Origin of the sequence: Massilia solisilvae (assembly GCF_024753215.1) — a bacterium.
GTDB lineage: Bacteria > Pseudomonadota > Gammaproteobacteria > Burkholderiales > Burkholderiaceae_D > Telluria > Telluria solisilvae.
The window spans coordinates 300,305-312,713 of sequence record NZ_JANUGV010000001.1; the positions used below are offsets into that span (position 1 = coordinate 300,305).

Genomic DNA, 12,409 nt, shown 5'->3' on the forward strand with positions numbered 1-12,409 from the left:
GTTTTGCCGGGGCAGGGACGTTTGCGGCCGCCGCGCGCAACGTCAGTCGACAGGGACCAGCTCGCGCAGCTCCGGAATGGCCTGCTCGGCGGCGCGTTCGCCCTCGGTGATGGCGGCCGCGGCGCGGTGGTAGTCCATCAGCGCGAAGTTCGACAGGCGCGGGCGGATCAAGAGGTCGGCGGGCTCGCCGGCCAGGCGGCTGCGGGTGATTCGCACCTGCATGATGTGCAGGCTGATGCTCAGCACGTCGAAGATCGAGGGCATCGCGGCCGACGTCGCCGGGCCGCTCTTGAGCCGTCCCAGCCCCAGCGGCAGCTTGCCGACCAGCGATTCGAGCGCGCCCGGCGCGGGCAGCGAGCGCCAGCCCTGCGCGCGCTCGTTGTGGCGTCCCATCAGGTCCCAGTTCAGGTCCACCGCGATCACGATGTCGGCGCCCATCGCGCGGCACAGCGACACCGGCACCGGGTTGACCAGGCCGCCGTCGACCATCAGCCGGCCGTCCAGCTGCGCCGGCTTGAGCAGGCCGGGCAGGGCGATCGAGGCGCGCACCGCGTCGGTGACCGAGCCTTCGCGCAGCCAGATTTCGCGCCCGGTCACCAGTTCCGTCGCCACCGCGCCGAACGTCTTGGGCAGCGCCTCGATGTCCTTGTCGGTGAAATGCGTGCGGAAGAAGTCGAGCAGCTTGTCGCCGTGGACCAGGCCGCCGTCGATGGTCAGGTCCAGCAGGCCCAGCACGCTTTGCCATTTCAGGCCGCGCACCCATTGTTCCAGCCGGTCGAGCTGGCCGTCGGCGTAGGCGGCGCCGACCAGCGCGCCGATCGAGGTGCCGCAGACGATGTCGGGCACGATGCCGGCCTGCTCCAGCGTGCGGATGATGCCGATGTGCGCCCACCCGCGTGCCGAGCCGCTGCCCAGCGCCAGTCCGATTTTTGGCCGGTGCGTAATCATCGGCTCACATCAGGATCACGTCGTACTGCTCCTGGTGGTAGCCCTTCTCCACCTGCAGCGAGATGCGCTTGCCGATGAAGTCGCCCAGCATCGCCAGGTGCTGCGACTCTTCTTCCAGGAACAGGTCGATGACCTCCTGCGAGGCGACGATGCGGAACTCGCGCGGGTTGAACTGCTTGGCTTCGCGCAGCAGCTCGCGCAGGATCTCGTAGCAGATCGTGCGCGAAGTCTTGACCTGGCCCTTGCCGCCGCAGGCCGGGCAGGGCTCGCACAGGATGTGGGCCAGCGATTCGCGGGTGCGCTTCCTCGTCATCTCCACCAGCCCCAGCGCCGAGAAGCCGCTGACCGACACCTTGGTGCGGTCGCGCGACAGCGCCTTCTTGAGCTCCGCGAGCACGGCGTTGCGGTGCTCGTTGTTCTCCATGTCGATGAAGTCGAGGATGATGATGCCGCCCAGGTTGCGCAGCCGCAGTTGGCGCGCGATCGCGTGCGCCGCTTCCAGGTTGGTCTTGAAGATCGTGTCCGCGAAATTGCGCCCGCCGACAAAGCCGCCGGTGTTCACGTCGATCGTGGTCATCGCCTCGGTCTGGTCCACGATCAGGTAGCCGCCGGACTTCAGGTCCACGCGGCGCCCCAGCGCGCGCTGGATCTCTTCTTCCACGCCGTACAGATCGAACAGCGGGCGCTCGCCGGTGTAGTGCTGCAGGCGCGGCAGCACCGATGGCGTGTACACCTGGCCGAACTCGACCAGCTTCAGGTAGTTCTCGCGCGAGTCCACCTGGATCGACAGCGTCTCGTCATGCACGAAGTCGCGCAGCACGCGCTGGGCCAGGTTCAGGTCCTGGTACAACAGGCTGGTTGGCGGCCGGGTGCGCGCGCCCTGCAGGATCGCGTTCCAGGTCTTGCGCAGGTAGTCGATGTCGGCCAAGAGGTCGGCGTCGGACGCTTCCTCGGCCATCGTGCGCACGATGTAGCCGCCTTTTTCTTCCGGCGGCAGCAGGCCCTGCATGCGCACGCGCAGCGCCTCGCGGTCGGTTTCCTTTTCGATCTTCTGGCTGATGCCGATGTGGTTGTCCTGCGGGAGATAGACCAGCATGCGGCCGGCCACCGAAATCTGGGTGGACAGGCGCGCGCCCTTGGTGCCGATCGGGTCCTTGATCACCTGGACGGTGAGAACCTGGCCGTCGAACAGCAGCTTTTCGATCGGAGTGGGCTGCGCGTTCGGGCTCTCGTGGTTGCGCGCTTCCCAGATGTCGGCCACGTGCAGGAAGGCCGCGCGCTCGAGGCCGATGTCGATGAACGCCGACTGCATCCCCGGCAGCACGCGCACCACCTTGCCAAGGTACACGTTACCGGTCAGCCCGCGGGTGAGCGTGCGTTCGATGTGCAGTTCCTGAACAGCGCCCTGCAGGACCAGCGCCACGCGCGTTTCCTGCGGGGTGATGTTGATGAGGATGTCTTCGTTCATGGAGCGCCGTTCACAATATTGTTCAGAGTGTAATCATACACGGCGCCGTGGCAGTGCGGTGGGGGCGCGGACCGGTAGGGTGGGCAGCTCGGCTGCCCACGCGTTCGATCCGGCTAAGATTGGCCTGCGGGCCGAGCCAGCACCGCTTGGACGCGTGGGCGGGAAACCCGCCCACCCTACACCGGCACGCCGGCCTTGCGCAGCAGGTTGGCCGTCTCGAACAGCGGCAGCCCCATGATGCCCGAGTGGCTGCCTTCGATATGCTCGACGAAGAGCGCGGCCAGCCCCTGGATGCCATAGCCGCCGGCCTTGTCGTAGGGCTCGGGCGTGGCGCAGTAGGCCTTGATCGCGTCCGGCGACAGTTTGGCAAAGCGCACGTCCGACACCTGCGTCACCTGCAGGGCCATGTCGGTATAGTGCACCGCCACCGAGGTCAGCACCTGGTGCGTGCGGCCGGACAGCCGGCCGAGCATCTCGACCGCTTCCTCGTTATTCTCCGGCTTGCCCAGGATCAGGCCGTCGATGGTGACCGTGGTGTCGGCGGTGAGCACCGGCCGCAGCGGATGGCGGCGCATCTGCAGCACGTTCCACGCGAAGGCGCCTTTTTCGTTGGCCACGCGCGCCACGTAGGCGAGCGGGTCTTCGTTCGGGTAGGCCTCCTCGCTCACGTCCACCCCGCGCGCGGGATCGGTGCGCAGCGACAGCAGTTCGAAATCGACGCCCACCTGGCGCAGCAGTTCGCGCCGGCGCGGGCTCTTCGAGGCGAGGTAGATCTTGTTGTCCAGGGGTTTGTACGGCATGCGTTGCCTCAGGCGCGGTGATAGGGGTGGTTCTGGGTAATCGACCAGGCCCGGTAAAGCTGTTCCGCGAGCATCACGCGCACGATCCCGTGAGGCAGGGTCATGCTCGAAATGCGGATCATGCCTTCGGCCTTCGCCTTGAGCTCGGGGTCGAGCCCGTCGGCGCCGCCGATCAGGAAAACGGTGTCGCGCCCGTCCTGCTGCCACTGCTGCAGCATGTTGGACAGGCCGACGCTGGTGAGGTCCTTGCCACGCTCGTCAAGCGCGATGATGCGGGCGCCCTTGGGCAGCGCCGCCTCGATGCGTTCGCGCTCGAGCGCCATGGCAGTGGCCGCGGTCTTGCTGCCGGAACGTTCGACCGGCTTGATCTCCTTGAGCACGATGCGCAGCTCGGGCGGCATGCGCTTGGTGAACTCGGTAAAGCCAGTCTCGATCCAGGCCGGCATCTTGTGGCCGACCGCGGCAATGATGAGCTGCATTGAGGCTTACTCGGCCGCCTTCTTCACGCGGCGGATGACCTTCTTGGCCGGTTCGGCCTCGGCGCTGACCGCTTTGGCGGCGCGCTTGGCCTTCACCTCGGCCTGCGCGGTCTTGGACGGCGCGACCTTCACGGTCTTGCCGACGGCAACCTTGGGCGCGGCCGGTTTCTTGGCGGCGGTGGTCTTGGTGGCAGCGGTCTTGCGCGCGGCCGGCTTGCGCTCGTTGACCGGCTTGGCTTCCGGCTCTTCCTTGCTGGCGGCCAGGTGCTTGGACTTGGCCTTCGGCGCGGCCGCTTCCTTGCCTTCGGCGGTGGACTTGCGCTTGGCCGCGCCCAGCTTGACCGGCTTCTCGCCCCAGATTTCTTCCAGGCGGTAGTACTGGCGAATGGCCGGCTGCATGATGTGGACGATCATGTCGCCCAGGTCCACCAGCACCCATTCACCGGTGTCCTCGCCTTCCAGGCCGACCACTTCGCCGCCGTTTTCCTTGACCTTGTCGCGCACCGATGCGGCCAGCGCCTTGGTCTGGCGGTTCGAGGTGCCCGAGACGACGGCGATGCGGTCGAACAGGCTGGTCAGGTGCGTGGTGTCGAACATCACGATGTCCTGGCCCTTGACGTCCTCGAGGGCGTCAACGACAACCGCTTGCAGTTTTTTGATATCCATTAGCTCTTGTATAAATTATGTTGTTGAATATAGTCTAACACCACGGGCGCAACCAGCCCGTTCGCGTTGTTCCCGTGGCGAATGGCCGCGCGTACCTGCGTGGCCGAGATATCGACTGCCAGCGTGTGCGCCACGCACACGCGTCCGTGCGGCGCCGCGCGCACCTCGCTTGGCGTGCACAGACGCGGCGCCAGTTCCTGTGCCACGGCCGGCGGCAGCTTGTCCACCGCCAGGTCGAAACCCGGCCGTGCCGCCACGCCGATGTTGGCCACCTCGAACAGCGCGCGCCAGTCGCGCCAGGTGTCGAGTTTTTGCAGCTGGTCGGCGCCCATCAGGAACACGATCGACGCCTCCTGCCCCAGCTCGGCGCGCACGGCGCGCAGCGTGTCGATCGTGTAGGTCGCGCCGTTGCGCTCGATCTCCTGCAGGTCGATCGTGACCGGAAAGCCGGCCCGCATGAAGGCCAGCTCCAGCATCTTCACGCGGTCGGCGTCGGACGCTTCCAGGTTCGACTTCTGCCATGGCCGGCCGGCCGGCACGATGCGCAGCTGGTCGGGATGCAGCAGGCGCGCGAACAGCTCGGCCAGCGCAACGTGGCCGGCATGTACTGGGTCGAAGCTGCCCCCCAGCAGGGCGACGCAGCGGCTCACTTTTCCAGCCAGTCCCGGTGCACCAGGAAGTCAGTGTAGAGCTTCGCCTCCGGTGTGCCCGGCTCGGGCTTCCAGTCGTAGCGCCATTTCACGATCGGCGGCATCGACATCAGGATCGCCTCGGTGCGCCCGCCCGACTGCAGGCCGAAGTGCGTGCCGCGGTCCCACACCAGGTTGAACTCGACGTAGCGGCCGCGACGGTAGGCCTGGAAGTCGCGCTCGCGCTCGCCGTATGGCGTCTCGATGCGGCGCTTTAGGATCGGCAGGTAGGCGTCGAGAAAGCCGTCGCCCACGCTTTTCACCATCGCGAACGACTCGTCGAAACCGAGTTCGTTGAAGTCGTCGAAGAAGATGCCGCCCACGCCGCGCGGCTCCTTGCGGTGCTTGAGGTAGAAGTACTCGTCGCACCATTTCTTGAAGCGCGCGTGCAGCTCGTCGCCGTAGGGCGCGAGCGCGTCATGGCACACCTGGTGAAAGTGGCGCGCGTCTTCCTCGAAGCCGTAGTGCGGGGTCAGGTCCATGCCGCCGCCGAACCACCACACCGGGTCCTTGCCTTCGGCCGTGGCTTCGAAGAAGCGCACGTTCATGTGGACTGTCGGCGCGTACGGGTTGCGTGGGTGGGTCACCAGCGACACGCCCATCGCTTCCCAGGCGCGGCCCGCCAGTTCCGGCCGCGCGGCCATGGCCGACGGCGGCAGGTGCTTGCCGGTCACGTGCGAAAAGTTCACGCCGCCGCGCTCGAGCACGTTGCCTTCCTCGATCAGGCGCGAGATGCCGCCGCCGCCCTCGGGGCGCTCCCAGGTGTCGCGCAGGAACGGCTTGCCGTCGACCTCTTCGAGGGCGCCGACGATGCGCGACTGCAGGTCGAGCAGCCAGGTTTTGATGGCGGCAGGGTTGGGGGCGGACATGGTGTTATGTGCTTGAAAAATTGGGCCGATTGTACACTGTGAGCTTGGCGCGTTACAAAGTTAGAGATTGCGCACCGCAACAACGTCGTTCCCGCAGCCACAAAACGTCGTTCCCGGACTCGCCGTCCGCCTTGGCGGGAACCCATAGACCGCCTGCTGTTCAGGCTCAGCATGGGTTCCCGCCTCCGCGGGAACGACGGATTAAGGGCGCTGGTTTAGTTTGAGCGATTGTTGTTACTTAACGCCGCGCCAGCCGATGTCGCGGCGGAACTGGGCGCCGTTGAAGTGGATCTGGTCCACCGCCTCGTACGCCTGCTTCTGCGCCATCTTGACGTTGTCGCCCAGGCCCACCACGCACAGCACGCGCCCGCCGTTGGTCACCAGCTTGCCGTCCACGATGCTGGTGCCGGCATGGAAAGTCACGCACTCCGGCGTCTCGGCCGGGATGCCGTCGATCACGTCGCCCTTGCGCGGGTTGTCCGGATAGCCTTCGGCCGCCATCACCACGCCCACCGCCGTGCGGCGGTCCCATTCGAGCTCCACCGCGTCCAGCGTGCCGTTGCAGGCGTGCTCGACCACATTGACGAAGTCGCTCTTCAGGCGCGCCATGATCGGCTGCGTTTCCGGGTCGCCCATGCGGCAATTGAATTCCAGCGTGCGCGGGGTGCCCTGGGCGTCGATCATCAGGCCGGCGTACAAGAAGCCGGTGTACTGGATTCCGTCCTTGGCCATGCCTTGGATGGTCGGGTTGATGATCTCGCGCATCACGCGCGCGTGCATCGACGGGGTCACGATCGGGGCCGGGGAGTAGGCGCCCATGCCGCCGGTGTTCGGGCCCTGGTCGGCATCCTTCAGGCGCTTGTGGTCCTGCGAGGTGGCCAGCGCCAGTACGTTCTTGCCATCGACCATGACGATGAAGCTCGCTTCCTCGCCGGCCAGGAACTCTTCGATCACGATGCGCGCGCCGGCGTCGCCGAAGCGGTTATCGGACAGCATGTGGTCGATCGCCTGGTGCGCTTCGTCCAGCGACATGGCCACCACCACGCCCTTGCCGGCCGCCAGGCCGTCGGCCTTGATGACGATCGGCGCGCCGTTGGCGTCCACGTAGGCGTGCGCCTCTTTGGCATCCGAAAAACTCTGGTACTTCGCGGTCGGAATGCCGTGGCGCTGCATGAACGCCTTGGCGAAGTCCTTCGACGACTCCAGCTGCGCCGCTTCCTTGGTCGGCCCGAAAATCTTCAGGCCGCGCGCGCGGAACAGGTTGACGATGCCGGCCGCCAGCGGCGCTTCGGGCCCGACCACGGTCAGGCCGATGTGCTCGCGCACCACGAAGTCGGCCAGTTCGGCGGGGTCAGTGATTGCGACATTTTCCAGCCGCGCGTCGCGCGCGGTGCCGCCGTTGCCCGGGGCGACATACACCATCTGGATGCGCTCGGATTGGGCAAGTTTCCAGGCCAGTGCGTGTTCGCGGCCGCCCGAGCCGACTACCAGGATCTTCATACGTTGCTTTCGCTGCTTACTCTTCGATGACGGCGTTGGTATAGACTTCCTGCACGTCGTCCAGGTTTTCGATCGCGTCGAGGAGCTTTTGCATCTTCTGCGCGTCCTCGCCGGTGAACACGGTCTCGACGTCCGGCTTCATGATCACTTCGGCCGAATCGGCCTTGAAACCGGACTTTTCCAGCGCTTCCTTGACGTTGGCGAAGTCGTTCGGGCTGCACAGCACCTCGAAGCCGCCTTCCTCGTCGGGAATCACGTCGTCGGCACCGGCTTCCAGCGCCGCTTCCATCAGCTTGTCCTCTTCCACGCCCGGCGCGAACAGGAACTGGCCGGTGTGCTTGAACATGAACGACACCGAGCCTTCGGTGCCCATGTTGCCGCCGAACTTGCTGAACGCGTGGCGCACCTCGGCCACCGTACGCACACGGTTGTCGGTCATGCAGTCCACGATGATGGCCGCGCCGCCGATGCCGTAGCCCTCGTAGCGCACCTCTTCGTAGTTGACGCCTTCCAGGCCGCCGGCGCCGCGCTGGATCGCGCGCTGCACGTTATCCTTCGGCATGTTGGCGTCGGCCGCCTTGTCCACCGCCAGACGCAGGCGCGGGTTGGACGTGATGTCTCCCCCGCCCATGCGCGCGGCAACCGTGATCTCCTTGATCAGGCGCGTCCAGATCTTGCCGCGCTTGGCGTCGGTAGCGGCTTTTTTATGCTTGATATTGGCCCATTTGCTGTGTCCAGCCATAGTCGGAATTCCTTAGACGGTGGTATTTCGAAGTGGCCGATATTCTAGCATAGCCACCTCTTGCCAAACCGCCGGGAAAGGACTAAGGAAAGAGCAGCAGGGTCCCCCACGCGACCATGGCCAGCCCCGCCAGCGTCGCAATCCAGGTGCCGCCGGGCGCCAGTTTTTCGGTCAGCACCAGGAGGGCCAGCGCGGCGGCGGCGGCCAGGTTCATTACCCCGGCCGCGAACAGCAGGGTGGCCAGCAGCGCGCAGCAGCCGACGCAATAGCGCCCGTGCGTGACGCCCATGCGAAACGCGCCCCAGGCGCCGCGCCGCCAGCCGGTGAGCACGAAGGCCAGCGGCGTGCGGCAGTGGTGCAGGCTGGCGTATTTGGCGGGGGTCCACTGGTACACCCCGGCCGCAACCAGCGCCAGCCCGGCCACCGTGGCGTTGGTGACAGCCATGCCGTTGTCGAGCGCGCCGGCGTCGTGCAGGGCCCACTGCACCAGGGTGGCCGCGGCGGCGAACAGGGTCCACGAGAACAGGTAGCCGAGCACGAACAGCGCGGTGGCCAGGTAGGGCCGGCGCACCGCGTGGTAAAGACGGCTCACGCGCGCGAACAGCACCACCGCCGGGGTGGTGGCGGGCAGCATCATGGCCGACATCATCGCCACCCACATGCCCAGCACCAGGCCCAGCTCGGAGGCGCGGTAGGGCATGGGCGGCGGCGGCTCCATGCTCATTGCCATGCCGGCGGCGGTGTCGCCGGGGCCGGGGTGCAGCGCGCGGAACACCAGCCAGGCCCAGCAGAGCGCCACCAGCGCCGACAGAAAGCCGATGACGATCGTCCGCTCCGAACCGGTGCGGCGCGGGACAGGCGTGAGCGCGTTCATGCCGGCCACCCGGGCGCGCGCCGGCAACGATGCTGGCTGCGGCCAGCCGGCGCAAGCCGCGCGCGCCTGGCGCACGCTCCGTTCATGCTGCTTGTCATGTCTGGTTCTCCATGGTGGGACAGGGGGCACGGCGTTGGACAGCGCCCCTGCGGCCGCGTTCGGGAGCTCATCCACGCGGCGCGGCGTTTCCGCTTACAATCTCCTGATGAGTACTTCGCAAGCCGCCACACCCGTCGCATCCGCACCACGCTCCGCTCTCGTCGCCGGACTGACGATCGCCGTCGCCGGAGCGGTGCTGTTTTCCACCAAGGCCGTTCTCGCCAAACTGCTGTACCGCTACCACATGGACGCCGTCACCTTGATCGCGTTCAGGATGCTGTTCTCGCTACCGGTGTTTGCCGCCGTCGCGGTGTGGAAGATGCGGACCGAGGCGCCCCTGTCCTGGGGCGACCGTGGGCGCCTGCTGGGCCTGGGGCTGGTGGGTTACTACCTGTCGAGCTACCTCGATTTCCTCGGCCTGCAATACATCTCGGTGGGCCTGGAGCGGCTGATCCTGTTCCTCACGCCGACCTTCGTGCTGCTGATTACCTCGACCTTCTTCAAGCGCCGCATCAGCCGCATCGAGTGGCTGGCACTGGCGCTGTCGTACTGCGGCATCGTGCTGGTGTTCGTGCACGACCTGGCCGGCGGCGCGGGCAGCACGGTCGTCGGTTCGCTGCTGGTGCTCGGCTCGGCCGCGTCGTACGCACTGTATTTATTGGGCTCGGGCGAGATGGTGCGGCGCATCGGCTCGCTGCGGCTGGTGGCCTACGCGATGTGCGTGTCGAGCTTTGCCTGCATCGGCCAGTTCTTCCTGCTGCGCCCGGTAAGCTTGCTGGTGCAGCCGATGCCGGTGTACTGGCTCTCGCTCGCCAATGGCGTTTTTTGTACTATCCTTCCTGTCTTTATGACCATGATCGCGGTCCAGCGCATCGGTGCGCCCGCGGCCTCGCAGGCGGGGATGATCGGGCCGGTCTCGACGCTGTTCCTGGGCGCGCTCGTGCTCGGCGAGCCGATCACCGCCGTCCAGCTGGCGGGAACCGGGCTGGTGCTGGTCGGTATCTACATGCTGTCGCTGAAAAAATAACCAATGGACGATCCAATGAAGCCACGCATCGCGCTGATCGCGCACGACAAGAAGAAGGACGACATGATCACGCTGGCAGCCGAGTACCTCGACTTCCTGCGCGGCTGCCAGTTGTCGGCCACTGGCACCACCGGCGGGCGCCTGGCCAACGAGCTCGGGCTGACGGTGGACCGCAAGCATTCCGGTCCGTTCGGCGGCGACTTGCAGATCGGCGCACAGCTGGTGAATGGCCAGATCGATGCCGTGATCTTTTTGCGCGACCCGATGACGCCGCAGCCGCACGAACCGGACATCAACGCATTGGTGCGCGCCTGCGACGTGCACAACATCGCCTGCGCCACCAACCTGGCCAGCGCGCACCTGGTGCTGTCGCAGCTGATGGCGGCCGGCGGTTACGAAAAAACGAAGAAAGGGGCATGAACATGAAAGCCAAGGCAATCCGCATCAACCGGACCGGCGGTCCGGAAGTCATGGAATACGTCGACGTCGAGGTCGGCGACCCGGGACCGGGCGAGGCGCGCGTGCGCCAGCACGCCATCGGCCTGAACTTCATCGACGTCTATTTCCGCACCGGCCTGTACCCGATGCCGCTGCCGGCCGGGCTGGGCCAGGAAGGCGCCGGCGTGGTCGAGGCGGTGGGCGAGGGCGTCACCCACGTCAAGCCGGGCGACCGGGTGGCCTATGCCGGCCGGCCCAACGGCGCCTACAGCGAGCTGCGCGTGATGCCGGCCGACATCCTGCTCAAGCTGCCCGACGCGATCGGCTTCGAGACCGCGGCCGCGATGATGCTGCAGGGCCTGACCGTGCAGTACCTGTTCAACCGCACCTACAAGATCAAGTCCGGCGAGACCATCCTGTTCCACGCCGCGGCCGGCGGCGTGGGCCTGATCGCCTGCCAGTGGGCGCGCGCGGTCGGCGTGAACCTCATCGGCACGGTGGGGTCGAAGGAAAAAGCGGAGCTGGCCAAGGCACACGGCGCGGCCCACGTCATCAACTACAACACCGAGGACATCGTCCAGCGCGTAATGGAAATTACCAACGGCGAGAAAGTGCCTGTCGTGTACGACTCGGTCGGCAAGGACACCTTCACCCGCTCGCTCGACTGCTTGCGCCCGCTGGGGCTGATGGTCAGCTTCGGCAATTCCTCGGGCGCGGTGCCGCCGTTCTCGCTGTCCGAGCTGGCCTCGCGCGGCTCGCTGTACATCACCCGGCCGTCGCTGGCGCACTATGCGGCCAGGCGCGAGGACCTGGAGGCGATGGCCGCCGACCTGTTCGACATGGTTGCCAGCGGCAAGGTCAAGATCGAGGTCAACCAGAAATTCCCGCTGGCCGACGCGGCCAAGGCGCACATCGCGCTCGAATCGCGCCAGACCACCGGTTCGACGATCCTGCTGCCATGAGAGAGTTCAGCGACGACAACGATCTGCCTTCCGAGCCGGAAGTGGGCACGCCCAAGTTCGGCCGCTTGCTGATCGTGCTGGCGCTGGCGGTGCTGATTATCGTGGCCGTCACGTTCGGGTCGGAGGCCTATTTCTCATAGTGGGCTCATAATTGCCCTGAGTCGTCATCCCGGCGAAGGCCGGGACGACGTGTTAGCTGGTAGGGTAGATCAGTCTTTCTGCTTCAGCTCCACCACCCGCGTGCCGCCATTCGGTCCCGGGAAGTCCTGGAACGCGCTTTGCACCAGCGCCGGCATCACCTGCGGAGTCGCGCGCACGCGGCTGGTGTTGTGCACCTTCACGTCGAACAGCTGCCTGCCGTCCTGGCTGGCGCGGATCGTCACCTGCAGCTCGCGCTGGTACTGGTGCACGATGCGCTCTTCATACGCATACGGACCCCAGAACGGGCTGCCATAGAACGGGCTGTAGAAGCCGCCCCAGTAGTGCCGGTACGGCCCGTACCAGCCCACCCGCGCACCCGGATAGAAGAACGGGTCCGCCGCCTGCAGCACCCGCACCGGCACGTCGGTCGTGGTGAAATGCATCGCCACCAGCACCGCCGGCTTGCCCGCGCCCGAGTCATGGAAGCCCAGCTTGGCCATCTGTCCGCGCACCAGCTCCTGGTAGCTGCGCCATTCCAGCGTGTCCTCCTGCGCCAGCGGCTGCTCGAAGGCGTAGCTCTTGTCCTCCATCTGCGCCGGCCACTGGTTGAACGTGGTCACGTCGCTGCGTATCGTGGTGGCGCACCCGCCGAGCAGCAGCGCCAGGCCGGCCGCCACTGTCATGAGCACTCGTTTCATCGTCATCTC

The 12,409-nt window shown here is 66.5% G+C and carries 15 protein-coding genes; 4 read left to right on the forward strand and 11 right to left on the reverse strand.

Annotated elements, in window-relative coordinates:
• Positions 1–42 precede the first annotated feature (42 nt).
• From rssA to NX773_RS01350, 10 genes are all read right to left on the reverse strand, one after another.
• Complete coding sequence (rssA, locus tag NX773_RS01305) at positions 43–948, reverse strand: patatin-like phospholipase RssA (RefSeq protein ID WP_258854602.1); 906 nt, start codon at positions 946–948, stop codon at positions 43–45.
• A 4-nt stretch (positions 949–952) separates the two neighbouring features.
• Positions 953–2,416 carry a ribonuclease G gene (gene rng / locus NX773_RS01310; protein WP_258854603.1) on the reverse strand — a complete coding sequence of 488 codons (1,464 nt, stop codon included), beginning with the start codon at positions 2,414–2,416 and terminating at the stop codon, positions 953–955.
• 176 nt (positions 2,417–2,592) lie between these two features.
• On the reverse strand, positions 2,593–3,216 hold the full coding sequence (locus NX773_RS01315; protein WP_258854604.1) for a Maf family protein: 624 nt from the start codon (positions 3,214–3,216) through the stop codon (positions 2,593–2,595).
• An 8-nt stretch (positions 3,217–3,224) separates the two neighbouring features.
• Complete coding sequence (gene rlmH, locus NX773_RS01320; RefSeq protein WP_258854605.1) at positions 3,225–3,695, reverse strand: 23S rRNA (pseudouridine(1915)-N(3))-methyltransferase RlmH; 471 nt, start codon at positions 3,693–3,695, stop codon at positions 3,225–3,227.
• A gap of 6 nt (positions 3,696–3,701) precedes the next feature.
• The gene (gene rsfS, locus NX773_RS01325) at positions 3,702–4,361 is read right to left on the reverse strand and encodes a ribosome silencing factor (protein ID WP_258854606.1); all 660 of its coding nucleotides are present in this window, start codon (positions 4,359–4,361) and stop codon (positions 3,702–3,704) included.
• Entirely contained in the window at positions 4,361–5,011 is a 651-nt protein-coding gene (locus NX773_RS01330; RefSeq protein WP_258854607.1) for a nicotinate-nucleotide adenylyltransferase, read from the reverse strand. Before NX773_RS01330 ends, rsfS begins: the two co-directional genes overlap by 1 nt.
• Positions 5,008–5,919 (reverse strand): oxygen-dependent coproporphyrinogen oxidase, encoded by a 912-nt coding sequence (hemF, locus tag NX773_RS01335; protein WP_258854608.1) that lies wholly within the window; start codon positions 5,917–5,919, stop codon positions 5,008–5,010. The genes NX773_RS01330 and hemF overlap by 4 nt, the downstream gene beginning before the upstream one ends.
• Before the next feature lie 234 nt (positions 5,920–6,153).
• Positions 6,154–7,419 (reverse strand): phosphoribosylamine--glycine ligase, encoded by a 1,266-nt coding sequence (gene purD, locus NX773_RS01340; protein WP_258854609.1) that lies wholly within the window; start codon positions 7,417–7,419, stop codon positions 6,154–6,156.
• A gap of 16 nt (positions 7,420–7,435) precedes the next feature.
• Positions 7,436–8,161, reverse strand: coding sequence for a YebC/PmpR family DNA-binding transcriptional regulator (locus NX773_RS01345; RefSeq protein WP_258854610.1), 726 nt, complete (start codon positions 8,159–8,161; stop codon positions 7,436–7,438).
• Between the two features lie 82 nt (positions 8,162–8,243).
• A complete protein-coding gene (locus tag NX773_RS01350) occupies positions 8,244–9,110 on the reverse strand; it encodes a DUF2182 domain-containing protein (protein ID WP_258854611.1) in 867 nt (288 codons plus the stop codon).
• 130 nt (positions 9,111–9,240) lie between these two features.
• Here NX773_RS01350 and NX773_RS01355 point away from each other — a divergent pair, with 130 nt between their 5' ends.
• The 4 genes from NX773_RS01355 to NX773_RS01370 are packed head-to-tail and all read left to right on the forward strand — an operon-like array spanning position 9,241 to position 11,701.
• Positions 9,241–10,161 (forward strand): DMT family transporter, encoded by a 921-nt coding sequence (locus tag NX773_RS01355; RefSeq protein ID WP_258854612.1) that lies wholly within the window; start codon positions 9,241–9,243, stop codon positions 10,159–10,161.
• 15 nt (positions 10,162–10,176) lie between these two features.
• The gene (locus NX773_RS01360) at positions 10,177–10,581 is read left to right on the forward strand and encodes a methylglyoxal synthase (protein ID WP_258854613.1); all 405 of its coding nucleotides are present in this window, start codon (positions 10,177–10,179) and stop codon (positions 10,579–10,581) included.
• A gap of 2 nt (positions 10,582–10,583) precedes the next feature.
• Complete coding sequence (locus NX773_RS01365) at positions 10,584–11,561, forward strand: quinone oxidoreductase family protein (protein WP_258855820.1); 978 nt, start codon at positions 10,584–10,586, stop codon at positions 11,559–11,561.
• The gene (locus NX773_RS01370) at positions 11,558–11,701 is read left to right on the forward strand and encodes a hypothetical protein (protein ID WP_258821377.1); all 144 of its coding nucleotides are present in this window, start codon (positions 11,558–11,560) and stop codon (positions 11,699–11,701) included. The genes NX773_RS01365 and NX773_RS01370 overlap by 4 nt, the downstream gene beginning before the upstream one ends.
• A gap of 69 nt (positions 11,702–11,770) precedes the next feature.
• On the opposite strand, the gene NX773_RS01375 is transcribed toward NX773_RS01370, so the two are convergent.
• Positions 11,771–12,400 (reverse strand): DUF4136 domain-containing protein, encoded by a 630-nt coding sequence (locus NX773_RS01375; RefSeq protein ID WP_258854614.1) that lies wholly within the window; start codon positions 12,398–12,400, stop codon positions 11,771–11,773.
• Between the last annotated feature and the right edge of the window lie 9 nt (positions 12,401–12,409).